A 23,905-nucleotide genomic window follows, 5' to 3' on the forward strand; every position below is an offset into this window, starting at 1 on the left:
GGGAGAGAACGATATGCTCAAGGAGACTTACTTGTGACAACCTCAGCCGAAGTCCGAACTCGACTGATTGAAGCTTTGCAGCTCGACCTAGTGGGGCCGACTGCCGATGATATTGACCACGCCGAGGAGATTCTCCCCCAGGCTCCCTCCCTGTGGTATCTCACGGGTTTCCTCGTTCCCTACGAAGCTTCATTCCAGCAGCGCTCCGATGACACGGGCGATGATGAACTCGACCAACTCAGCCGGACGGGGACGGGAGACGATGAAGCCGTACCCGAAGCCGCCTCAGCCCGGAAAGCGTTCTTTCCCTCTTCAATGGGCTTAAGCTTCCTCGTTCTACAGAGTACAACAGAACTGGATGTAACCGTTCAATGGGGAGACTATTGCCCCGTTCCTGTAGATGAGGAAGAAGAAAAGAAAGCTGAAACAGGACTTCAGAGCCGCACCTCCAAACCTTGGCAGAGAACCCCGCGTCAGGTAGAACTCCATGTTCCGCTGCGTTTGTCCTCTAATGGCAAGGAAGGAATCCATAAATTCGACATTCCAGACAGTGGCGGATTACAGCTCGTCCTCACCAGTCGGTCGGTACTGTCCCCCAATTGCTTGCCGAGTGGCACCCGCTCGATCGCTCTATTCTTAGTAAACTCCCGCCGCCCCGCTGTTGATGCCGAGCGAGATACGGGTTACGTCTTTCAAGCGAAATTGACCGTTGGTGTCGCCGAGTCCTTTGTCCCCCGCCCCAATCCCAGAGGAGAAAGCGGTGATGACTGGGATGAGAGTGTCGCTGACTTGCAATATCGGGATGAGTACGAGTATGCCGTTGGGCATAACGTCTCGGCAGTCGCTCATCTTAACCCAGACAACAGTTGCAACAAAGTCTGCACGGCCTGGATGCCCACCGCTGATGTAGAGAAAGTCATCGCTGCTGAAGTCCAGGGGGTGGAGCTAGGCATGGAAGCGATCGCTGCTGCTCCCGATGCCGTAACGGTACGCAATATGCTCGGTGGCATCGTCACCGCTTATACTCGTTGGATAGCCGAGCAGAGAACCCAAGCGCCTACCGATTCTCCCCAACGGGCAAAAGTGGCACAAAGTCTTCTAGATCGAGCCGCGATTGCCAACCAACGCATTGAAGCCGGATTGCAGGCACTCGATGACCCTCAAATCCTCGAAGCATTCCAGATAGCAAACCGGGCGATCGCCACTTCCCTCCGTCAGCGCTCCATCCATGACACTGACAAATCCCCTGATGAGGTTTCTCCACCCAAATGGCGACCGTTCCAGCTTGCTTTCCTGCTGATGAATATCGTTGGGATAGCAGACCCCCTGCATTGCGATCGCGAGTTAGTCGATCTGCTCTTCTTCCCCACAGGCGGTGGTAAGACCGAAGCTTATCTGGGGCTTGCTGCCTTTACCCTCGTGCTGCGGCGCTTGCGAAATCCAGGGATAGACTCAGCAGGGATGAGCGTTCTCATGCGCTACACTCTACGACTCCTGACCCTTGACCAATTGGGTCGTGCGGCTACCCTGATTTGTGCCTTGGAGCTAGAGCGGCAGAAGAATAAAGAGAAGCTTGGCTCCTGGCCATTTGAGATTGGTTTATGGGTAGGGATGACCGCGACCCCCAACAAGATGGGACGCAAAGGAGACGACGACCAATACTCCGCTCGTGCCCGTACCATCGCATTTCAAAATGATACCAAGAACAAGCCTTCACCTATTCCCTTAGAGAATTGTCCCTGGTGCGGTGAGAAATTTAAGGCGAATTCGTTTCAACTGCTGCCGAATTCCGACCAGCCTACTAACCTTCGGATCATCTGCTGCAACCGCAATCGGCGAAGCGACGGGCAGCCCAAGTGTGCGTTTAGAAGCAACAACCCTTTACCCATCATTGCCATTGATGAGCCGATTTATCGAAGGCTTCCCTGTTTTATCATCGCCACCGTTGACAAATTTGCCAATTTACCTTGGATTGGTCAAACGGCTGCCCTGTTCGGTCAAGTGTCCCATTACAACAATGGGGAGGGGTTCTACGGACCAGCCGATCCGCACCAGCCAGGACACCCCCTGAATAACGGTAAGCTTCTCCCACCCGACCTGATTATCCAGGACGAACTTCACCTCATCTCCGGCCCTCTGGGAACAATGGCAGGGTTGTACGAAACGGCGATTGATGCGTTGAGCAGCCGGGAGATAAACGGTCAAACCGTCCGACCTAAGATTATCGCCTCCACCGCGACCGTCCGCCGAGCGACTCGACAAATTCGGGGGCTGTTTGGACGCGATCGCGTGGATGTCTTTCCCCCTCCAGGACCAGACCGCCGCGACTCGTTCTTCGCCGAAACTGCACTCGTGAGCGATCGCAATCCTCGCACTTATGTGGGAATTGCTGCCCAAGGTCGCAGTCTCAAAGTTGTCATGCTGCGAACCTACTTGGCACTGCTCGGTGCCGCACAGAAGGAGTGGGAAGCGGCTGGGAGAGCCAAGAATCCTAAAAATCCCGCAGACCCGTACATGACGCTCTTGGGATACTTTAACTCGCTTCGGGAACTGGGGGGAAGTCGCCGGATTGTGGAGGATGAAGTCAATGCCCGTCTTGCCCGTTACGGTTGGCGACATCGGGAAAACGAACTCTCTGGTTCGTTCACAAACCGAAAGATTGACGATGAACCGTGCGAGCTAACATCTCGTATAAGCACGAACAAGATCGCAGAAACAAAGCGACGCTTGACACTCGCTTTCCACGAGAAGGAACGGGTCGATGTGGTACTCGCCACAAACATGATTTCTGTGGGTCTGGATATCACCCGCTTAGGCTTGATGGTTGTATTAGGGCAACCCAAAACCGCTGCCGAATATATCCAGGCGACCAGCCGTGTTGGACGAGATGAAGACCGACCGGGGTTGGTGGTGACGCTTTTGAACGTTCACCGACCCCGCGATCGCTCGCACTACGAGCGGTTCCAAGCGTGGCACACTTCATTCTACCGCGCTGTTGAGGCTACGAGTGTCACACCGTTCTCTCCCCGTGCTGTCGATCGCGGTATTGCAGGTGTGACCGTTGCCTTAGCACGGCTGGGCAACCCTCATTTAACCGCTCCTCGGAAGGCAGCCGATATCACACAGCATCGAGGAGAGCTAGACTTCGTTGTTGATATTATCGCCGAACGTGCTTTCATGCATGACGAGGAACAGAATAAAACTGAAGCCGACGATCTTCGCCAGAAAATCAGAAAGCGTGTCAATAACCTCTTAGATGCTTGGGCACACATCGCCGCCGATAAGGGACAACTCCAGTATCAGCAGGAAGTCGGCGTCGCACCACCGTTACTTCAAGACTTTCTCGATCCAGAGCTAAAAAACCAACCTCTGATCATCCAGAAATTCAAGGCTCAACGCAGCTTGCGGGATGTCGAACCCGTCGTAAACCTGTGGGTGATGAACCCCAATAACATTGAGGAAGTGGAGGAAGAAATCTAGTGACTCAGAAGAAAAGACAACCTCCTGCTGGAGAAATTCGGCAGAGCCAGATGCTTTCTACCTTCGGTCCCGGCTCAATGGTAGACTTGCCGAACCACTCGGTGTTGATTGGCGGTCTCAACCACTGGCAGGGGTATCGCAACCAGCCCATTGACGAAGAGCGGCTGGCGGCAAGAGTTTGCCAACTTTTGGGGGTTGCAAAGATTAATATGTACGCACCCCCCGCCGCCGAGCAAGACCCTTCAGCCCCACGCACCGGCGTTACTGCATTTACCTTTCCCGCTTGGTTTGTCGCGCAGGTTGCCGACGAGAAATGGAAAGCCCCCAGTGGCAAAGAGTATCAGACCAGACCTTTGGTACCGTGGGCACGTTTGGTGAAAGGAAAATACCTCAACCCCGATCGCAAGAAAATCCCTGTAGTCCCCGTGCGTTTTGTTCAAGCTTGCCTGAACGGTCACATCAGTGACATTGACTGGTATCTCTTCGTCAATCCAGACTGCCGGAGTAACTGCCCAGCACCGCTTTGGTTGGACGAGGGCGGTACGGGAAACGACTTTGCTGATATCTTCATTCGGTGCGAGCAGTGCAAAAAACGCCGTCCACTCTCCGACGCTACGCTTCCCGGTCGAAATGTTTTGGGATATTGCAAAGGTCAGCGTCCCTGGTTAGGGCAGGGTGCATCTGAACAGTGTACCGCTCTCAACAAGGATTTGCCAGAAAAGAATCGCCTCCTCGTTCGCTCTGCCAGTAATGCCTACTTTGCTCAGACATTGAGCGTTATTTCCATCCCAGACTCCGATCAAAAGTTAAAGGATGCTGTCAGCCAGGTCTACGAAAATCATCTGCAATTCTTAGAAAGTTTAGATGAAGTTCGCAAGGAACGCCGCAGACCAAACGTGGCAAATGCCCTAGAAGGGTTCAGTGATGATGCAGTCTGGGCAGAGGTCACGCGACGGTTGAGTGGGGAAACGCCGAAGTCTAAGAGCATCAAGCAAGTTGAGATTGAAGCCTTACTATCGAGTCCCGAAGAAGTTGGTGAGGATGTCCCGGAGGGCGATTTCTACGCTCGCACCCGGAAGCTCAGCGAATTGAAGCCAGCTCTCGCCTCGCGACTGGATCGCATTGTTCTGGTTCATCGGCTCCGAGAGGTGATCGCGCAGGTTGGCTTCACGCGGTTTGAGGCAGAAGTGCCCGACATCGAAGGTGAATTGTCTCCTGAATTATCCATTGCAGTAAGACGAGCAGCTTTGGATGTTGAACCCAGCTGGGTTCCTGCGGTTGAGAATAAAGGAGAGGGAGTCTTCATCGCCTTCAGCAAGACCGCAATCGATGAGTGGCAGACACGCAAGGCTGTAAACGATAGGGGACGCGAATTACGCAACGGCTACACTCAGTGGTGCCAGCGCCGAGGCATTCCCCAGGACAAGGCGAAATTTCCCGGACTCCCCTATATCATGCTGCATTCTCTTTCCCATCTTTTGATTGCAGCTGTATCGCTGGAGTGTGGCTACGCCGCTAGTTCTATCCGAGAACGTATATATGCGGGAGAGGCGGGGTATGGGATACTCCTTTACACGGGAAGTTCAGGCTCCGAGGGAACGTTGGGTGGGTTAGTACAGATAGGCAAACGCATAGAACACCACTTAACGACTGCTCTCGAATTCGGGAAACTTTGCTCAAATGACCCCGTTTGCGCTCAACATCAGCCTGACAACATGCAGGAAGAACGCTTCCTTCACGGGTCTGCCTGCCATAGCTGTTTGCTGATTGCAGAGACTTCCTGCGAACGTCGTAACGAATTTTTGGATCGGGCACTTGTCGTGGATACCGTTGAGAGAATGGGAGCAGCGTTCTTCCCAGATGAACTCGGTTGATGTCTCCTTTCCACCATCTTAGTCGCCCTGCCCTGATTGGTTTGGCAGCAGCCCTTGAAACCGGAAGGCTTACTGCTCCCTTTTATGCTGCCACGTTGACGGGTCACGTACCCGCTGCAATGCGGAATGAAGTCGCGGCAGAATTGGAGAAGCTTCATCAGATGGGCATGACAACAGAACATATGGCGTATATGCTGCGCTTGGTTGCCCAAGAGCGGACACTTTCCCAAACAAATCGCGATCGCATTGACCTCGTGTGGACGGGTCATGAGGTGTTCAGCTCAGAGAGCCGCGATACCAGTATTGTCGTGCGTGAGTTGTTCAGTACCGCCCAAAGCAGTGTCCTTATCTCCAGTTATGCCCTTGATAAAGGGAAGAAAGGGAAAGAGCTATTTCAAGTTTTGGCAGACCAAATGGATGCTAATTCCGATCTGCAAGTCAGAATGTTTCTGAACGTGCAGCGACCTCACAGGAGCGAGGCACCTGAGTCAGTGATACTCCGAGAGTTTGCAGGCACCTTTCGCAGAGAGGTCTGGCCCGGAGCAAGGCTACCAGAGGTGTTTCACGATCCGCGATCGCTTTCAACTGAGACAGGCCCTAAAACGTGTCTCCATGCCAAGTGCGTTGTGGTGGATGAGGAGCGCCTGTTCGTCACCTCTGCCAACTTCACCGAAGCGGCTCACGAGCGCAACATAGAAGCTGGTGTTCTGATTGCTGACCCGGTAGCGGCAAAAGCCATGCGATCGCAGTTCGAGGCGTTGGTTGATAGAAAGATTTTACGTCGAGTCCCTGGACTTTGAAGCTAGTGCGTCCTGACAGTGATCGCTAAAAAGCGATGCCTCAATAGGAATAAACTGTTCCGTCATCGCTAATTTCCTTCGTTACAATCTTTCAACTACTACTTCATTGCATTAGAACTGGGGTAGAGCTAAATACTCTAATGCCGACGACTTTTGGAGCGAGGTTTCTTCCAACCTATACGCCTTTTTGCTCCAGTTACATTGATTCGCATGTTGATGACTTCCTGAGTCGCACCGTAGAAATCAACTGCTTGTTCCATGCCCATTTTTGTCTTGACGATGTGGAGAGCGGCTTCCTCAGAGATAAGGAGAGCTGGTCCTAACCAGTTTGCTTCCTCTTCTATTTCTTTGTTGAAGTTACGGCAACCATACTCACTAAAGGGTTCAGTCGGAGGATGCTGTAAAATCCCGTGACTCAATTCATGAGCAATGTTAGATGCCTGCCGTCGAGGATGGTGCGAGTCATTGTGGACAATCATGCGGCGATGACCGTGAAAAACAGTTACAGCAGAGAAGCATTCTCGATTAATTTCAGTTAGATAATGAGTTTCAGTTGGACATTCATTCCTGAACTCTGATAGCGAAAGGACAGGAATATCCAAGAGGTCTGAGAGCTTCCAGGGGCAGAGAGGAGCATGAGGTTGGAGTCCCAGCTCCTCTCGAAATTCCCTGGCATAATTGTTTGCCTCTGTCTTGAATCCACGGCGTAGCTCCATCATCAACTGTCCTTACGAAGTTTTTCATAGGCAGCTTTGATGATCGCTTCAATGGCTGCCGCTCCTTCTGGAGTGAGGTGAGAATCTGCACGTAGGTACGCCGTAATCTGAGCAAGCGGATCAGACTCTACCTGAGTATCTTGACCGCCCTGAACGAAAAATTCAGCTTTTAACCCTGACCATGCTAGCAATGCTGCGAGGCTATCCACGTCAGGTCTTCTCCCTTGTGCCATCCGGGTCAACGTAGATGCACTGATCCCGGATTGTTCTGCTACCTGCTTCCACGACAATTTCTTGGACTGCCGTTGGCTGTCTAGTGCCGCATAAAAAGACTCCACATTGAACTCTACCTTTCCCATCCCACCTCCAATTGCTCTCTTGCAATTTTAATTTACGAGTGCAATATAATAAAAAGGAATTGCAATCTAGCAATCAAAAGTCACTCTAGCAATCAGGAGAATTGCATATGGTTGTAAATAAGAATTTCCGAGTCCAGATAGACGATAATGCTTACTCAGTAGCAGATCCGGTTATTACAGGACTCCAACTCCTGGACACGGCAGGGAAGAGACCCTCGGACGAGTACCTGATTTTCTATCTGCTTCCAGGAGGGCAGCTCGAAGAGATTCGACTGGACGAGACGGTTGATCTAAGACAGCGGGGTGTTGAGCGTTTTATCACCTGGCGCAGCGATCGCTCTTTTCGTCTCGTGATTGATGGACGCCGCTTTGAGTGGGGAGCACCGCTCATTACTGGATTGAAGCTTAAGGAACGTGCGGGAGTTGACCCTCAGACTTACGGAGTCTGGCTAGAAGTCAGGGGAGGGGAAGATCGTCCGATAGGGGATGCCGAGACGGTTGACCTTCAGGCGGAAGGCGTTGAGCGCTTTTTCACAGGTAAGAAAACCACGACGGAGGGCTAGACTATGACTTTTCTGCCTTCACGAGACCGGGAATACCTGGAAAGCAAAGGCTTTGTCTTCCATGAGATTGTGGACGGAGGTAACAAGGGAATTGTCCTTCCCAAGTTTCGGCTCCCGACTCACAAATATGATGCGAGCCAAGTCGATGTTCTGATCCTTCTACCTTCAGGCTACCCAGATGTTCCGCCAGATATGTTTTACCTGGAACCCTGGGTAAAGCTTATACAGGGGAATTGTTACCCGAAAGCTGCAAACAACCCCTTTGCATTCAGTGGACGCTCATGGCAGCGCTGGTCGCGGCATAACAACGAATGGCGACCTGGAGTCGATGGCATCTGGACAATGCTGAAGCGAGTTGAACACGCCTTGGAGGTCGCCGCATGACCAGTTACGTGAGTCTGACCTTACAGGAACGCCACTTACATAAGCTGAAAGACAGGTTGCTCCACCAGGATGGACGGGAACGAGCAGCCTATCTGATATGTGGTGAAGTGTTCATTCCATCAGATCCGTGGAATGGTCGTTCTCATCGGCAATACCTGTCTTTCGATATCCTACCGATCCCGGAAGAAGAGATAGTCTCACGTTCATCCCAGCACATCACTTGGAAGACTGACTCATTTGTCCGAGCGTTAAAACTTGCTCAAGCAAAAGGGATGACAGTTGCACTTATCCATAGTCATCCTGGTGGTTTTGCTACCTTCTCTGATCAGGACGACATCAATGAACCTGATTTGGTGGAGCTGGCTCAAAATCGAAACGGAGAAACGACGAGGCTTCTTAGCGTCGTTTTGACTTCAGAGGGAGATTTGGTTGGGCGTTGCTGGGTAAACCCCGAAGAGTACGAGCCACTGGCTCTCATCTGCTCTATTGGCAATAGGATTCAGCTTCATTACCCAGGTCGAGGAGAAGGAGTACCATCTCCAGTTTTCCACCGACAATCCCTTGCGTTTGGCAAGGCACTGACACAAGACCTATCCATATTGCGGGTAGGTCTTGTTGGTTGTGGTGGAACAGGCAGTGCAGTGGCGATGTTATTGCCAAAGTTAGGAGTGCGACAGATTGCTCTGTTCGATAAGGACGTTGTAGAGGAAAGCAACTTAAATCGACTGCATGGTGCGACATGGGCTGATGTTCAAGAGCAGCGTCCTAAAGTAGAGGTTATTGAGCGATCGATTGCTGCACTAGGAATAGGTATTCAGGTGAAGAGCTATCAAGCTTGGATAGGTGATCCAGAGTGCCGGGACGCTTTGAAGTCCTGCGATATCGTATTTAGCTGCACAGACGATCACGCAGGGCGCTTGCTATTGAACCGTTTTGCTTACTACTACCTTACACCAGTCTTTGATATGGGGTTAGCGATTGAGGTTTCCTCTTCAGATCCCCCAGAAATACAAGCTTTAGATGGCAGAGTGACAACGCTTTTACCAGAATGTACGTGTTTACTCTGTCGTGAAGTGATTAATCCAGTTATCGCGCGTGATGAGACATTGAAGCGTGAGCAGCCCGATGAGTATGAGCGCCGGAAAGCCGAGGCGTATGTCTTAGGTGAAGGCAATCCGAGTCCAGCAGTGGTTCTCTTCACAACGGATGTGGCGATTATGGCGCTTGAGGAGATGGTTCACCGTTTTCAAGGATTTCGCGGAGAAGAGGGGGCTGTGGCTCAACGAGTTAGAAAGTATCACCTTCTGACGGATCGACGACAAGGTGCTCGTGTTAACGAGTATTGTCCAGTATGCAGCACAGATGAGTGCTGGGGTAGAGGAGATGTTGAACCATTTCTCGATCAAGTATAAGTACTATGTTTCTGCGCTCGATAGTTCGATACATTCTCGTTTCGCTTCGGCTAATTCAAAAGCCCGACTTTGTTAGCCGAACCGTTTCTTCTCATCCCGCTCCTGAAGAAATTGCTTCTGGTGAGATTGTGATTGTAGGAGATGAAACATATCGAAAGTGGGCTTGCTTTCGTTGTCCAGGAGGATGTGGAGAGGTGATTCTTCTGTCTCTCAATACTTCACGGCGTCCATCATGGAAAGTTATTCTTGACTGGTTAAAGCGCCCAACGCTTGACCCATCTGTGCGACAGCTTAATGAATGCAAATGCCATTTTTGGGTACGGAAAGGTCGGGTTGAATGGTGTGAAGACTCTGGACTATCCTTGGGTATATCCGGCACTGATAATAACACTGGTTAGCTACACTACTCAGATGTTTTACTCTCCCGGTTTTTCATACTACCTGAACTATTCAGTATATGTCAGATTCTTCCAGCCTCATCGAAAGCTTGCTTTATCAGAATGAGGGAACTGCACTCGACTTTAAGAGAGAGCAGTATCCCTTCATTGGTGCTACTGATGAGCAAAAGGCAGAACTGCTGAAGGATATCCTTGCCTTTGCAAATTCGTGGCGACAGAGTGACGCTTACATCGTCATTGGCGTTGAGGCAGTTCAAGGTGGTAAGCACATTCCGGTAGGTACTGATGAACATTTCGATGACGCTCAACTTCAGCAGTTTGTGAACTGTAAAACGAATCGAAAGGTAGAGCTTTCTTATGAAATTTACCTTTTTGAAGGGAAAAAGATTGGAGTTATCAAGATTCCCAAGCAGGAGCGCCCGACCTATGCGAATAAGAAATTCGGAAAGGTTGACAAAGATGTTGTTTACTACCGCTTGGGCAGTTCAACAGCGAGCGCTAACCCTGAAGACATTGCCCGTATGGGGAATGATACAGCGAAGAGTGTTTTAGTCCCAAGCATGAATTTACAGTTTGCGGATTATGAAACACGTCAAGAATTGGGCGATTCCATTAAACTTTTTTCGACTGCGTATGAAAAACCGAGAAAACCACTTCCTGATGCAGGGCAAGCACGAGGTAGTGGTATTAGTGGTTTCATAGCTCCGACATCTATAGGAGAAATGATTAACTCCCACTACTGGAGGGATAAAGAGGAATATATTCGACTCAAGAGTTTAGCAAAACCTGTGACGCTGGTAATTTCAAACAAAAGTCGCACTCTTGCTGAAAAAGTGCGGGTTGAAATTATTGGAAGCTCTTTAGATGGCATCACTGTTTTGAGTGATTTGCCTACCGAGCCAGCCTACCGTCACATTGATTCATTTTCACGAAACGTTCCTAGAATTCGTTCTATTTTTCAGCAGGAACCACGGACAGTGGTAAGTTATCACGGCAACCAATGGACACTCACTGTTAGTTTTGGAAATGTCCAGCCACAATCGCGTGTGTGGGCAGACGAACCTTTTTATATTGGTTCCAAGCAGAAAGATCGTCTCGAAATGGAAGCAATCATCTATGCTGATAATCTGCCCGAACCGCAGAAAGTGAAATTCGCTATTGATTTTGAAATAGAAAAGAAACCTACACTTACAATTGATACTCTCAAAACTCTACCACCGTTTGAGAGATGATATCGGTTATTAAATTGGTTCAATCCGCAAAGCCTCGCCTAACGCAAAATGGCGGGGGTTTTTCAGCACAAAGTGTTACCCTCCTTAATCAAGTCACCCGTGCAAACCACTGGCAGGCGCTCCTGGTAAGCCTTAATCGTTTCGCTGTATTCCGGTTCTGGAAGCTCAACATTGATTTTCCATCGATAGCAACACTGTTATCAGCAACGAAACTTCAGGGGTTTTAGAGTCTACTATGCCTTAGCCAAAGTATGACAAAGTACGTGCTTTTCTTGGGACACGCGAACGCGATCGTCGGGTACCTAGTGACTTCTCTCCGGGTAAGTGAAGGCGATTATCCTTTCCACTTTGAGGAAGACCATACAGAGAAAAGACCCCGATCTGCGCTTCGCAGCAGCGCTTCGCTATCGCACATCTGCTAGCGAGGGGGAGAATGAGTGCAATTTCTTGCCCGCTTCCATTTCTTGGGAGGTTGGGCGTTGTTAAAATCCAGCCGACTGGATTTTAACAACGATATGAGTTGTGTACACCGTAGGCAAGTTTACGCAGCCGGGAACGAAAGCAATAGCTTTAGAAGACGAGAGTGCAACAGGTGCAGCGCCTCTGGAAGTCCGGCGTTTGCGCTGGGAGATATTGCTATTGTCTACGCAGAACTCCTCGCGACGACGAGACACTTTTCCGGGGAATGCTCAAACGAATTAATGACCTGGTTTGAGAACTTACTGGATTACAAAGAGAGCGAAACAACCAAACGAAACTAAAGCGTCAAAAATCCTGGAGTGCGAATTCTCACAAGCCGTGTCGTCGCTTGGCGCTCCAATTCAAGGTCGTTGTAATGGAAGTGGGTAGAGCAGTTTGCCGATTGCCGCTTGCCAACAAGAAAGGCGATCGCGCGGCGAGGGGGTCGTCACTTTTATCCCGACGTTTGCATAATAGCGGTTAAGCCTACACGTTGCCAAAGTCCTTTAACCCAAGGAACATCCCCGTGATACCCATTCCCCTCGACGCAATAATTGGCGCAATTACCGATATCGTCAGTCCTACTGCTTTTATAAAGGACAAGCTCCAGCGCAATGAGACAGTCATCAAATTATTAAAAAAATTTAACCTCGACCCCGACCATCCCCCATCAGATTTCAGTGGCGTTTACGCTTATGCCCTGGTAGAATACGGCGTTGGCAAACCCAAGCCAATCCTCTCTCTTTTCCGGCAACAAGAGATTCAAAAGATTTTCCGCAAAGCTTTAGACCAAAATAATCCTGCAATTCTCCTCAAAGAAGGCGAAGCGTTTCTGGATGGGTATGCTTTGGGGGATGAAATCCGAGAACTGGGAATTGACGCCCACAGAGAGTTCGCGGCGTTTGCCACCGTGTTTATTGAGGTGGCTAAGCGATCGCGCACACCCGCAGAAGTTCTCACTAACCAGCAGATAGGCTCCTTACATAAAAGGATAGAAAATATTCAACAACGCCTCGACAGGCTCCCGACACTAGAGGGAATTCGGACAGAGATGGCGCGATTGGCGGTACAGGATTACCCAGCACTGCCAGCAGCGTCCCCTTCAACCCAAAACAATTGCAGGGCATTTGTATTAGCTCAGCAGATGAGAGGTTGGTTTGAAACCTTGGGCTATCGCTTTGAGCGGTATGAGGTTTGGGAAGATACCTATTTTGAGTGGATTATCAACATCCCAGTACGGCGGAATCGGTACGATCGCATTCTTTTGCGGGGCATTGAGGGAGAGGCAGGACTCAGGGATGTGGCGGCGTTGCGCCAGTCAGTAGAGGAGCAACGAACCGATGAAGGATGGTTAGTGACGGCACGGCGCATTTCACGGGCAGCACGGGATGAAGTCGAGAAGGAGGAAAATGAGTACCTGGGTTGCTATACCTTCGATGAACTGCTCGATCAGGATGCTGACTTCAGTGGCTATCTCGACTGGTTGGAAGCAGAGGTCAAACGCCGGGACATTGAGAAAAAGTATGTTCCGCTTGCCTGCACGAAAGAAGAGTTTGACCCTGTTACCAAGCGCAGGTTAGCAGTCAGTCGCTACGACGAACGCGACGGTTGGATTGACGGTTACATCGACCTCTGGCTTGATGACCCAGTTAAAGAGCATATCTCAATTTTGGGAGAATTCGGCACGGGCAAGACGTGGTTCGCCTTCCACTATGCTTGGACAGCACTGCAACGCTATCGCGATGCTCAAAAACGTGGGCTTGAACGTCCTCGTCTACCTTTAGTTATCCCCCTGCGCGACTATGCCAAGGCGGTAAGTGTTGAGTCTCTATTTTCCGAATTCTTCTTTCGCAAGCATAAGCTACCTATACCTCACTACGAAGCTTTTGAGCAACTCAACCGCATGGGTAAGCTGCTGCTGATTTTCGATGGTTTTGACGAGATGGCAGCTAAGGTCGATCGCCAAGCAATGATTAACAACTTTTGGGAGTTGGCGAAGGTGGTAGTGCCGGGGGCTAAGGTAATTTTGACCTGTCGCACGGAACATTTTCCAGAAGCACAAGAAGGAAGGGCGCTGCTCAATGCCGAATTGCAAGCTTCGACGGCTGCTCTAACAGGTGAAACACCTCAGTTTGAGGTGCTGGAATTGGAGAAATTCAACGACGAGCAAATCCGTCAGGTGTTGTCGTTGCAAGCTCAAGCCGCGACAGTCGAGCAGGTGATGGGGAATGCTCAATTGTTGGATTTGGCGCGTCGTCCGGTAATGACGGAGTTAATTTTAGAAGCGCTGCCGGATATCGAGGCAGGAAAACCTGTGGATATGTCGCGGATTTACCTGTATGCGGTGCGGCGCAAGATGGAGCGGGACATTAGGGCGGAGCGGACGTTTACTTCGCTGGCAGATAAGCTTTACTTTTTGTGCGAGCTTTCCTGGGAGATGCTGTCAACTGACCAGATGAGTCTCAATTATCGCCTTTTCCCTGAACGTATTCGCCGCCTCTTCGGTTCGGTTGTGCGGGAAGAGAAGGATTTAGACCACTGGCACTTCGACATGATGGGTCAGACGATGCTCATCCGCAATTCTGAGGGTGACTATACTCCAGCACATCGCTCGCTGTTGGAGTTCTTTGTTGCCTACAAGTTCGCGGCCCAACTGGGGGCGTTGGCTGATGATTTTACGGAGTTGGCTCAAGCACAGTCGCATCTGGATGAAGGTGCTACGCTCTCAAATTACACTTGGTCTTCTTATTTCAGTCGTCAGATGGATGAGGCGGGACAGATTGTGCCGATTCCGCCTCTGAAGGCTTTCGTTAGTGAATCTCTAGAGCAGCTTCGCCAGAGTTTTGGACAAGCACCACTGACAAAGGCAGTGATGGATTTAATTGTGCCAATGTTGGAACCCCTCCAACCAAGGGAGGAGCAAGAGTCTCCCTTATTGGAAATTCTGGAAGCGACACGGGGCAAAACTGAAGATGAGGTGGGCTATGTCGGGGGGAATGCGGCGACGCTGCTGGTGAAGGTTGATAGGGGTGCGCTCGAAGGGAGATCTCTCAGCCGTGCTGTGATTCTGGGCGCTGATTTTACCGAGGCAAGTCTGCGTCGTGTCAATTTTGCTGAGGCAAATCTGGCTGATTCTGTTTTTCCCAAAGTCTTTGGTTCAGTTTTCTCAGTGGCATTTAGCCCAGATGGCAAGCTATTTGCTACAGGCGATGCTAATTGTGAAATCAGCTTATGGCAACTTGCAGATGGTAAACAGATTTTGTGCTGTAAAGGGCATACCGACTGGGTACGCTCAGTAATCTTTAGTTTCGATGGTACAGTCCTAGCCAGCGCTAGTTTTGACCAAACAGTTAAGCTATGGGATATCCTCACGGGCGAATGCTTGACAACATTGCAGGGACATACCAATCGAGTAAATTCTGTAGCAATTAGTCCTGATGGTACTACCCTAGCCAGTGGCAGTGATGACCAAACCATAAAGCTATGGGATATCAGCACGGGAGAGTGTCTGAAAACCTTACAGGAACATACTGAATCAGTAGAGTCAGTAGCAATCAGTTCTGATGGTACTACCCTAGCCAGTGGCAGTAGTGACAAGACCGTAAAACTATGGAATATCCGTACTGGTGAATGTGTCAAAACCTTACAGGGACATACCGACTGGGTACGGTCAGTAGCAATCAGTCCTGACAGTACAACCCTAGCTAGTTGTGGCAGTGACCAAACTATAAAGTTATGGGATATCAGTACTGGGGAATACTTAAAAACCTTACAAGGACATACTGATCAGATACGGTCAGTGGTTTTCAGCTCCAACGGTACAATTCTAGCCAGTGGCGGTAGTGACCGAACTGTAAGATTATGGGACATTAGCACTGGCGAATGCTTGCAAACCTTACAGAGACATTCTAAACGGGTACGGTCAGTGGCAATTAGTCCTGACGGTACAACCCTAATTAGTGGCAGCGATGACCAAACAGTCAAGTTATGGGACACGCTCACTGGGGAATGTGTAAAAATTTTGCAGGGTTATGTCAGTGCAGTACGGTCAATGGCAATCAGTCCCGACGGTACAACCTTAGCCAGTGGCAGCGAAGACCATACAGTCAAGCTATGGGATATTCGCACCGGAGCATGTCTAAAAATCTTCCAGGGGCATACCAGTAGGGTAAATTCAGTAGCAATCAGTCCCGACGGTACAATCCTAGCCAGTGGTGGCTACGACAAAATAGTGGAGCTACGCGATATCCTCACAGGAGAATACCTGAAAGCCTTGCAAGGGCATAGCAAATGCGTAAATTCAGTGGCAATCACTCCTGACGCTACAATCCTAGTCAGTGGCAGTGCTGACCTAACAATCAAGCTATGGGATATCCGCACGGGGAAATGTCTGAACACTTTGCAAGGACATACCGACTGGGTATGGTCAGTAGCAATCAGTTCCGACGGTAAAACTTTAGTTAGTAGTAGTTATGACAAAACTGTGAAGTTATGGGATATCGACACAGGAAACTGCCTTAAAACGCTGCAAGGGCATACCCGTATGGTAAACGCCTTGGCAATCAGCTCCGACAGTACCATCCTAGCTAGTGGCAGTTATGACCAAACGGTGAGACTATGGGATATCTGCACAGGTGAATGCCTGAACACCTTGCAGGGACACACCAACACAGTAAGGTCAGTTGCTTTCAATCCGGATGGTAAAACGCTTGTCAGTGGCAGTGATGACCAAACAGTGAGGTTATGGGATGTTCGCACTGGGGAATGCCTCAAAACTTTCCAGGGACATACAAGTTGGGTATCGTCAGTTGCCTTCAATCCCAATGGTAAAACGTTTATCAGTGGTAGCTGGGACGAGACAATTAAGCTTTGGAATGTCTTGACAGGCGAATGCATAAAAACTCTGAAAGACAGACCCTATGAGGACATGAATATCACGGGCGTTACGGGTTTAACGGAAGTTGAGAAAGCCATGCTCAAAGCTTTAGGGGCAGTAGAAGATGGGGCTTCGTAGAGATGCAATGCATTGTGTCTGGTGCGATCGCGTCTTTGTAAGAGAGATAGTGAACTGACGAGCCACGCACCGTTGAGCGTGGCTTCCCGATACGAGAAAACTCAGCAGTAATACAATAGATTTTTCTGCGTAAATCAACCACAAATAAATTACAAGACCCATAAGATTTGGACGCTTGCTGAATTATCGGCGAGTGGCAAGCGCTCAAGTCTAGCGTCGAGGTCATCAAAGCGATCGCCTGCGTTCATTTGCAGCCATCTGTGGAAAGGAACTCTCTTAGTATCGCCTATGACGGTTTAGGGTAGGAAAGATAAGTTTAAAGCAGAACTCAAAACGGTTAGGATTATTGGTTATCCGTGTGGTGCTGCTAGGCGAATATGCTATTTATCAGCGATTGGTTCAGGGGGTTGAAGGGGTGGGGCGATCGCTCAACTGCCCCCAGCAGATCGCCCTGGTCGCTGTGTTAAAACTAAACAGAAATCGTCTAGGGGTAGCCAAGTTATGCCAGTTCGCCTCATCAATGGGCGCTATGCTCTATCTCCCAACCCTCGAGCGGGCGGAATGGCTGATGTCTATCAGGCAAGTGATATGCTTGATGATCTCCGGCGAGTGGCACTAAAAGAATTCAAACACGGGCAGATTGAAGCAGATATTCTAGCCGAGTCCTTCAGGCGTGAAACCCAAGCCCTCCAAGAGCTGAAGCATCCCGGAATCGTGGAGCTTCTCGATTCAGGAAAGGATGAAACTACAGGTTACTATTTTCTCGTCCTAGAGTGGATGGAGAAGGATTTGGCAACACTTCTAAAAGAATCTCCACCGGACGGCTGGGATTCATTCTGCAAAGCGGTAGCTCTCCCTCTACTGGAAGCTCTTGCCTTCTCCCACAATCGCAACTACATTCACCGAGATATCAAGCCTAGCAACATTTTAGTTGGCAGTGACGGAGGCATAAAAATCGCTGATTTCGGCATATCCAAGCTCAAAAGTTATTTACAACCTAGTGTTACCCTTAGAGACTTTGTATCTCGTACTTTCACGCCGCCAGAGTATGATGACGGCTCCTATACCTACACCCGCGATGTCTTCAGCTTTGGGGTATTGGTGCTTAAATGCCTAACGAGTGTGGAGCTTGTCGATCGCAATAGCATACCTCAGGCACTCAGAGCATTTGATGCCCCGGATTCAGTTGTTGAAGTAATTGAGCGTGCTGTTTCGCTCGATCCGGCAGAGCGTCAACACAATGCCGAAGTGCTGCTAGCAGAACTCAACGCTATCCAAGGTAAGTCAAAAATAGGGGTAACCAAGAAACGCCCTTGCTTCCTTGAGCTTACACCAAAGTGCTTGAACCGACTCCAGAGCGAACTTGAGATTGATTCGGAAGTTGAAATCAAAAATCTTATCTTCGACGATCTCAATAATGAATGTGGCTGTGGAATTCGTCCCTATAAGTTTAAGGACAAAGCAGACAATTCATCTGGTGAAGATCACTACGAAATTTATGGTGTTTCCTATCGGTATCACATGAAGGTGGATCAAAATCGACGAAACCGCCTCGTTATTTTTAATGCTTGGTCTACTCCCTACTCACAACTCGAACAGCGTCGAGACCGTGCTTGGACTCTACCCTACGAGTTCAAATTTGGAAGTCCACTGAACATATATGAAGCTGTAGAAGTGATTCAGGAGCTACAGGATGCAGTTATAGAGTACGAAGCTAACCTAAAAGAACGAGAAGATGAAGAAGAAAAGCAACGGCTATTCCGAGTTTGGTGGGATATCCTCAGAGCCAAGATAGATTGGGAGAAAAACCGAGAGAAACCAATTAGATACACAGGCGTTACCCGTGAGGGCAACCGCCTTATCTTTCAACTCTTAGAACTCCTAGAAGATAACATAGCTGGACAACCCCGCCATGTAACCCGGACAGATGGATTGAGCCTCTTGGGGGGAGATGTCGTGGAAGTTGCAGGTGATAAGTTGGTTCTCTATGTTAGACACGGAGAACCCGATCGACTCCCACAATCTGGTGAGCTACGCTTTGATACTCGTGCTGCTGAGGTTGCTCTAAATCGCCAAAAAAATGCCCTAGACGCTATTAGATTTGACCGCGCAGTACGCTCAGATATTCGTCAATTACTTGTCAATCCTCAAGAAGTTCGGACTCCTGAACTAGTGGCGGATGTGCAGTTTGTTCAACCTCTTAATAAATCACAGCAGGAAGTTGTTAAGGCTGCACTCTCAACAGAAGATTTCCTAATTGTCCAGGGTCCCCCAGGGACAGGAAAGACAACATTTATTACAGAAGTGGTTCTGCAAACTCTTAAAGCTAATCCTAATGCACGAATTCTGCTCAGTTCACAGACTCATGTGGCACTAGATAACGCCCTAGAACGAATTCAAACTAAAAATCCTAAGTTAAAATTGGTGCGGATTGGCAACCACGAACGGGTTTCAGAGAATGTTCATTCACTCTTGCTGGAAGAACAGATGGAACAGTGGAGAGAGGAAGCGATCGCCAAGGGACAGAAGTTTATTGCTGATTGGTCAGCACAGCGGGGTATCTCTCCGCATGATAGTGAACTGGCAACACTGTTCCAAGAGTTGAGGAATATAGTCAAAAAGATTGAATCTCTGAGGACAGAAGTTGCCAGTCGCAAACAGGAGCTAGATGAGACTTTACCTACTCCTTATGACCCGGAAAATCCCGACTCACTGGGACAACTGAACTTACCAAAGGAACAGTTAGAAGAGGTTCAGCATCTCACACAGGAGATTGACGCTCTGCGTAAGCAACTAAAGTTAGCCCGTGATGAGCAAAAGGAAAAAGCAAAACGCCTAAAAGAATTAAGTGGAATTGGTACTAATAAACTTTTAAGACTATCGTCTCAAGAGTTAGAAGAGCGGGTTAATAACCTGATCGATCCAAACGCTCCCGATGCTAAAATGCTCCAAAGATTGCTGACGATTCAGGCGGAGTGGTTTGAGCAGTTTGGTCGAAGTGAAAAATTTAATGCTCCTCTGATTAAGCGTTCTTCTGTTGTAGCCGGAACCTGTATCGGAATTCCAAGGGACATTCAAGACATAGAATTCGACCTCTGCATTGTCGATGAGGCTTCAAAAGCTACAGCAACAGAAGTGCTAGTTCCGATGGCGCGATCGCATCGGTGGATACTCGTTGGCGACCCTAAACAACTCCCACCTTTCCAAGATGAAGCCAGCCGAGATTCGGACTTTCTCGAAAAATACGAACTAACTCAGGATGACATCCGAGAAACTCTGTTTGATCGATTGCTCCGAACTCTTCCCGATGGATGTTGCAAGATGTTGACCATCCAGCATCGGATGGTTGCACCAATCGGTAATCTTGTCAGTGAGTGCTTTTATGAAGGTCAGCTAAACAGTGCTAGGACTGATGTAGATAAAAACCTTAGCAAAGTTTTACCCCAATCTGTTACTTGGCTGACTACAACAAAACTTCCCAATTGTCGCGAACAGGAGGCTAATTTTAGCTTCAACAATGCCGGTGAGGTCAAAGTCATAGTTCAGCTTCTCAAGCAGCTAAACCAGATGGCAGAAGAAGCTCAGAAAAACTACAGCGTTGCTGTCTTGACCGGGTACTCGGCACAGCTAAAATTGCTGAATCGGAGACTTAACTCAGAATTAAATAGCTGGAAATTCTTGACAATTGAGTGCAACACTGTTGATGCCTTCCAAGGACGTGAGGCTGATATCGCTGTGTATTCTGTGACCCGTTCTAACAAAGAAGGGAAGGTTGGCTTTCTACGTGATGCAGCGCGACTGAATGTAGCTTTATCCAGAGGTCGAGTTGGCTTAGTCCTCGTGGGAGATCACCACTTCTGTCGAACCTCAGAGAACAACCCTTTATATCGAGTTCTAGATTACGTTGAACGTCACACTGAAAACTGCGCCTTAATAGAGCCTAAATTATGAAGGAAGTAAAAACACTTGACAAATTCCATTGCTAAGGCATAAACAAGCATACTTTATAAACAGACACTCGCCTTATGAATTTAGAAGAATCAGCCATTCTATCGCCAGAAGAACTACGTCGCTACGATAGTCGAACAGGCTTCGACCTTGTTAGCTGTAGAGAAGTGGCGTTGCCTGTTTATAAAATTACTGTTCAAGCCCTTACTTTACTTCGTAAACAAATTCCACCTATAGAAGAATATGTTTTGAAGTCTATCGATGCGGGTCTTTCCTCAGAAGAAGATATTGGTAGTTTTATTGGTCTCGAACAACTAATTGTTAGAGATGCAATGGTCAATTTAAGAATGAGCGATGATATTGACCTCATAGCTCCTGACAGCTCTCAGGTGCAAGTGTGGAAATTGACTAAAAAAGGCGAAGTGACGCTCCGCGATGCTAAAATTATTGTTCCCGAGGAACGGACATTTGATATTAACTTTGACGGACTTCTGCGGCAACCTCGGTGGTACGGGCGGTTGGAGTACCGCTTGCTAAAACCAAAAGACTTGCGTAACCAAGGAATTATAGAAATCGAACCCTTTCCGAAGAAACCTCCAGAATTATCCGATGTCAAACTCAAAGATGTGGACGCAATTATTCGCAAAATTGAGGGAGCAAGCAAAGCCAAATTCAAGCAAGAGCGAGACCTGCTAGCTTTGAAAGCTATTGAGCGCAGGCAGAGATTTTTTCAACCTGCCTTAGCACTAATCTATAAAGCAAAAGATAGTGATGATGTTCAGGTTGCCTTTGCTATTGATGGTGTCCTTTCCAATGAACATGAAGCCGCTTTTGCTCGTGCTAATGGTGTCAAGACACTTCGCATACTAGAGACACTAAGGGAAAGCGCACCCAGGAAGCTAGCTGAAGAAGTTTTAGGGCATGAATTTGTTGCTCAATCTCCCTTACAAGAAGCTGAGGCGCTGAAAGAAAAGGTATCTTCTGCTCAAGCTCAGATAGATACAGCTCGGACTAGCGTTGAACAGGCTAAAACTGATGAAGAAAAGGCAGCTTTAGAACAAATTATTATTGAACAACAACACCAAATAGAGCAACTTAACATCAAGCTTAATTCATTTCCTATTCGTTTCCTAGAGATGTATGAACACCGACCCCTTCTGGAACAGACTCTTCAGGATAGCCAAGAACGTCTGTTGATTATCTCTCCTTGGATTCGAGCAAATTCTGTGGATAAACGCTTTCTTCAACAGTTTGAAAATCTTCTCAGACGGGGAGTACAAGTTTTCATTGGGTACGGTTTGGGAAAAAAAGATGATGATAAAAAGTACCCACCTGACATTCAAGCTGAGAAGAATCTTCAAAAATTAGCTAATCAGTACAAAAATAATTTTATTCTTAAACGCCTTGGAGATACCCACGCAAAAATCCTCATCTCTGATGCCAAATTCGCTGTAACAACAAGCTTCAACTGGCTTTCATTCAAGGGAGACCGCGATCGCACATTCCGGGATGAGCGGGGAACACTTGTCTCTTATCCCCAGAAGATTGATGAGCTATTTGATAGCTACAGATCGCGATTTGATAAGTAAATTTGAGGACATAGCGCTATAAAGTCTTCGACAGGAACTCGTTGGTCACCCCGTTGACAAATTCCAGCCGACTGGAATTTGTCAACGTATCAAAATAACGTAATATAATTCGTGTCCTGGTAACAGGACACGCTCGCATTTTCTCTTCGCACGCTTGAAAAAGGGAACAGAGGTTATCCGTTAAAGGGAAAAGTCAAACAACGGGTTCCCCATATCACGACTGTGACATGACCTACGCAGCCTGAGATGAAAGCAAGAATTCTTAAAGACTCGATAAAGAACAAAATTGAAGAAGTTGAAGCTCTGGGACAATCCTAACAAACAGGAGCGATTAGAAAAGCTTTTGGCTGAGCTGGAAGCATTGGTTTCTGAAGGCTAGAATTTTATCTATATGAAGATGCAGGATGAGGTTTAGCCCTTTCAATCATCCTTTGGCTGGCTTGGTTTGAGTGCTATCGATTAATGATTAAAGAACAACGTTTCCAAGCCTATCTCAATTTAGTTGAGCGGCTACTGAGGTGTTCCTGTGACCAAGAACCGCAGATTTTGAGTGCTAACCCGGATTTAGTGGATGCGGGGTTGATCCAGATGCTGGAACGGATGTCAGAAGTGATGGCACAAAAAGGCGATCAAAATACTGCTGATTGTTTAAGCTATTTCGCTTGTCTGGTAGCTGATGCACTCTCCTTATCATCCTCCTCAACTCTCAGTTCCTCCCCACGTCCAAATCCTAAACACCAGCTTTTTTTCTTGATGCAGGTACCAAGCTAACCGGAAGCTACCAAAATCCAGGAGTTGTATACTCACTCCTGCAACCCAACCTCTACTTACTTGACGATAACTTTGCTCAAGTATTGCGAAACTGGGCAGTTGCTACCTTGACGAGTGTGACGCAAGAGCAGGCTCAGGAGGTTGCCGCTGCTATTGGTAACTTCAGCAACGGGATTCGGGAATTTCCGCTAGGCAACCGAGCCAGTAACGTGGAAATTGCGATTACGGGTTATTCAATTGTCGCTACAGTCTTTACTTGCGAAGCCTTTCCCCGAAATTGGGCGCTAACTCAAAACTATCTAGGTGAAGCTTATACCAATTTCATAAAATAGCGCTACAAATTGACCCCCTTAGCCCCCCTTATCAAGGCTATGCATTAGTCACATCTTTTGTAACAATCTTGAAAGCCTTGTTCCACAAGCTTTCAAGAAGCATAGCTGCCACACACCTTAACAAAATGCCACTTATTCCTCTTGATAAAAACTGGGATTTATTGAGAATTGGTCATGAAGGAATGGGGGTTTGATAGGCTCAGAGCGATCGCTCTCCCAAATGTTAAGAAAGATGCGACTAATGCATAGCAGAACCTAGAACGAGCTATTGCTCATTGTAAAAATGCCTTACTAGTGCATACTCAAGATTGTGGGGTGTTGCTCAAAACAATCTGGGCTGTGCCTACCGTGATCGCATTCGAGGAGACCGAGCGCAGAATTTGGAACAAGCGATCGCCTGTTATCAAAGAGCATTGCAAGTGCGTACCCCGGAGACAGTGCCAACAGATTGGGCTATGACCGAATGGCACTTAGTTAAGCGCGATCGCCAACCGTCATCCCTGCCGTGCTTAACTTTCACGCTCCCGTAGAAAAAGCCTCTGACCTCCAGTCAAACTGGAACAGAAACTTAGAG

At 48.4% G+C, this 23,905-nt stretch carries 17 protein-coding genes; 15 read left to right on the plus strand and 2 right to left on the minus strand.

Features of this window, described 5'->3' with window-relative positions:
- Positions 1-33: 33 nt before the first annotated feature.
- From drmA to drmC, 3 genes are read left to right on the plus strand one after another with little or no spacing between them, the layout of a single operon-like run.
- Positions 34-3,480 carry a DISARM system helicase DrmA gene (drmA, locus tag NDI48_25005; GenBank protein ID MEP0834427.1) on the plus strand — a complete coding sequence of 1,149 codons (3,447 nt, stop codon included), beginning with the start codon at positions 34-36 and terminating at the stop codon, positions 3,478-3,480.
- Positions 3,480-5,354 carry a DUF1998 domain-containing protein gene (locus NDI48_25010; protein ID MEP0834428.1) on the plus strand — a complete coding sequence of 625 codons (1,875 nt, stop codon included), beginning with the start codon at positions 3,480-3,482 and terminating at the stop codon, positions 5,352-5,354. Before drmA ends, NDI48_25010 begins: the two co-directional genes overlap by 1 nt.
- Positions 5,354-6,154, plus strand: a complete 801-nt coding sequence (drmC, locus tag NDI48_25015) for a DISARM system phospholipase D-like protein DrmC (GenBank protein ID MEP0834429.1) — start codon at positions 5,354-5,356, stop codon at positions 6,152-6,154. The genes NDI48_25010 and drmC overlap by 1 nt, the downstream gene beginning before the upstream one ends.
- A 137-nt stretch (positions 6,155-6,291) precedes the next feature.
- On the opposite strand, the gene NDI48_25020 is transcribed toward drmC, so the two are convergent.
- Both NDI48_25020 and NDI48_25025 read right to left on the minus strand, forming a co-directional pair.
- Complete coding sequence (locus tag NDI48_25020; GenBank protein MEP0834430.1) at positions 6,292-6,873, minus strand: ImmA/IrrE family metallo-endopeptidase; 582 nt, start codon at positions 6,871-6,873, stop codon at positions 6,292-6,294.
- Positions 6,873-7,229, minus strand: coding sequence for a helix-turn-helix transcriptional regulator (locus NDI48_25025; GenBank protein MEP0834431.1), 357 nt, complete (start codon positions 7,227-7,229; stop codon positions 6,873-6,875). The genes NDI48_25020 and NDI48_25025 overlap by 1 nt, the downstream gene beginning before the upstream one ends.
- 107 nt (positions 7,230-7,336) lie before the next feature.
- Here NDI48_25025 and NDI48_25030 point away from each other — a divergent pair, with 107 nt between their 5' ends.
- The 12 genes from NDI48_25030 (at position 7,337) to NDI48_25085 (ending at position 23,861) form a co-directional block, all read left to right on the plus strand.
- Positions 7,337-7,792, plus strand: coding sequence for a multiubiquitin domain-containing protein (locus NDI48_25030; protein ID MEP0834432.1), 456 nt, complete (start codon positions 7,337-7,339; stop codon positions 7,790-7,792).
- A gap of 3 nt (positions 7,793-7,795) precedes the next feature.
- Positions 7,796-8,176 (plus strand): hypothetical protein, encoded by a 381-nt coding sequence (locus tag NDI48_25035; protein MEP0834433.1) that lies wholly within the window; start codon positions 7,796-7,798, stop codon positions 8,174-8,176.
- Positions 8,173-9,588 (plus strand): ThiF family adenylyltransferase, encoded by a 1,416-nt coding sequence (locus NDI48_25040; GenBank protein ID MEP0834434.1) that lies wholly within the window; start codon positions 8,173-8,175, stop codon positions 9,586-9,588. Before NDI48_25035 ends, NDI48_25040 begins: the two co-directional genes overlap by 4 nt.
- Before the next feature lie 5 nt (positions 9,589-9,593).
- A complete protein-coding gene (locus NDI48_25045) occupies positions 9,594-9,986 on the plus strand; it encodes a DUF6527 family protein (GenBank protein MEP0834435.1) in 393 nt (130 codons plus the stop codon).
- Between the two features lie 59 nt (positions 9,987-10,045).
- The gene (locus tag NDI48_25050) at positions 10,046-11,218 is read left to right on the plus strand and encodes an ATP-binding protein (protein ID MEP0834436.1); all 1,173 of its coding nucleotides are present in this window, start codon (positions 10,046-10,048) and stop codon (positions 11,216-11,218) included.
- A gap of 437 nt (positions 11,219-11,655) precedes the next feature.
- Positions 11,656-11,979, plus strand: a complete 324-nt coding sequence (locus tag NDI48_25055) for a hypothetical protein (GenBank protein MEP0834437.1) — start codon at positions 11,656-11,658, stop codon at positions 11,977-11,979.
- Between the two features lie 224 nt (positions 11,980-12,203).
- On the plus strand, positions 12,204-16,691 hold the full coding sequence (locus NDI48_25060) for an NACHT domain-containing protein (GenBank protein ID MEP0834438.1): 4,488 nt from the start codon (positions 12,204-12,206) through the stop codon (positions 16,689-16,691).
- A 501-nt stretch (positions 16,692-17,192) separates the two neighbouring features.
- Positions 17,193-20,642 carry an AAA domain-containing protein gene (locus NDI48_25065; GenBank protein ID MEP0834439.1) on the plus strand — a complete coding sequence of 1,150 codons (3,450 nt, stop codon included), beginning with the start codon at positions 17,193-17,195 and terminating at the stop codon, positions 20,640-20,642.
- Between the two features lie 74 nt (positions 20,643-20,716).
- Positions 20,717-22,228 carry a phospholipase D-like domain-containing protein gene (locus NDI48_25070; GenBank protein ID MEP0834440.1) on the plus strand — a complete coding sequence of 504 codons (1,512 nt, stop codon included), beginning with the start codon at positions 20,717-20,719 and terminating at the stop codon, positions 22,226-22,228.
- A 462-nt stretch (positions 22,229-22,690) separates the two neighbouring features.
- Positions 22,691-22,999: a hypothetical protein gene (locus NDI48_25075; GenBank protein ID MEP0834441.1), complete on the plus strand. Its 309-nt coding sequence runs from the start codon at positions 22,691-22,693 to the stop codon at positions 22,997-22,999.
- 83 nt (positions 23,000-23,082) lie between these two features.
- The gene (locus tag NDI48_25080) at positions 23,083-23,331 is read left to right on the plus strand and encodes a hypothetical protein (GenBank protein MEP0834442.1); all 249 of its coding nucleotides are present in this window, start codon (positions 23,083-23,085) and stop codon (positions 23,329-23,331) included.
- A gap of 308 nt (positions 23,332-23,639) precedes the next feature.
- Complete coding sequence (locus tag NDI48_25085) at positions 23,640-23,861, plus strand: tetratricopeptide repeat protein (protein MEP0834443.1); 222 nt, start codon at positions 23,640-23,642, stop codon at positions 23,859-23,861.
- Positions 23,862-23,905 lie beyond the last annotated feature (44 nt).

Source organism: Microcoleus sp. AS-A8 (assembly GCA_039962225.1).
Lineage (GTDB): Bacteria > Cyanobacteriota > Cyanobacteriia > Cyanobacteriales > Coleofasciculaceae > Allocoleopsis.

Excerpts from the sequence above, each read along its gene's own strand:
- NDI48_25030 (MEP0834432.1), top strand. The coding sequence starts at position 7,337 with ATGGTTGTAAATAAGAATTTCCGAGTCCAGATAGACGATAATGCTTAC.
- NDI48_25050 (MEP0834436.1), top strand. The coding sequence starts at position 10,046 with ATGTCAGATTCTTCCAGCCTCATCGAAAGCTTGCTTTATCAGAATGAG.
- drmC (MEP0834429.1), top strand. The coding sequence starts at position 5,354 with ATGTCTCCTTTCCACCATCTTAGTCGCCCTGCCCTGATTGGTTTGGCA.
- NDI48_25075 (MEP0834441.1), top strand. The coding sequence starts at position 22,691 with ATGATTAAAGAACAACGTTTCCAAGCCTATCTCAATTTAGTTGAGCGG.
- NDI48_25020 (MEP0834430.1), bottom strand. The coding sequence starts at position 6,873 with ATGATGGAGCTACGCCGTGGATTCAAGACAGAGGCAAACAATTATGCC.
- NDI48_25025 (MEP0834431.1), bottom strand. The coding sequence starts at position 7,229 with ATGGGAAAGGTAGAGTTCAATGTGGAGTCTTTTTATGCGGCACTAGAC.
- NDI48_25065 (MEP0834439.1), top strand. The coding sequence starts at position 17,193 with ATGCCAGTTCGCCTCATCAATGGGCGCTATGCTCTATCTCCCAACCCT.
- NDI48_25040 (MEP0834434.1), top strand. The coding sequence starts at position 8,173 with ATGACCAGTTACGTGAGTCTGACCTTACAGGAACGCCACTTACATAAG.
- NDI48_25045 (MEP0834435.1), top strand. The coding sequence starts at position 9,594 with ATGTTTCTGCGCTCGATAGTTCGATACATTCTCGTTTCGCTTCGGCTA.
- NDI48_25070 (MEP0834440.1), top strand. The coding sequence starts at position 20,717 with ATGAATTTAGAAGAATCAGCCATTCTATCGCCAGAAGAACTACGTCGC.
- NDI48_25035 (MEP0834433.1), top strand. The coding sequence starts at position 7,796 with ATGACTTTTCTGCCTTCACGAGACCGGGAATACCTGGAAAGCAAAGGC.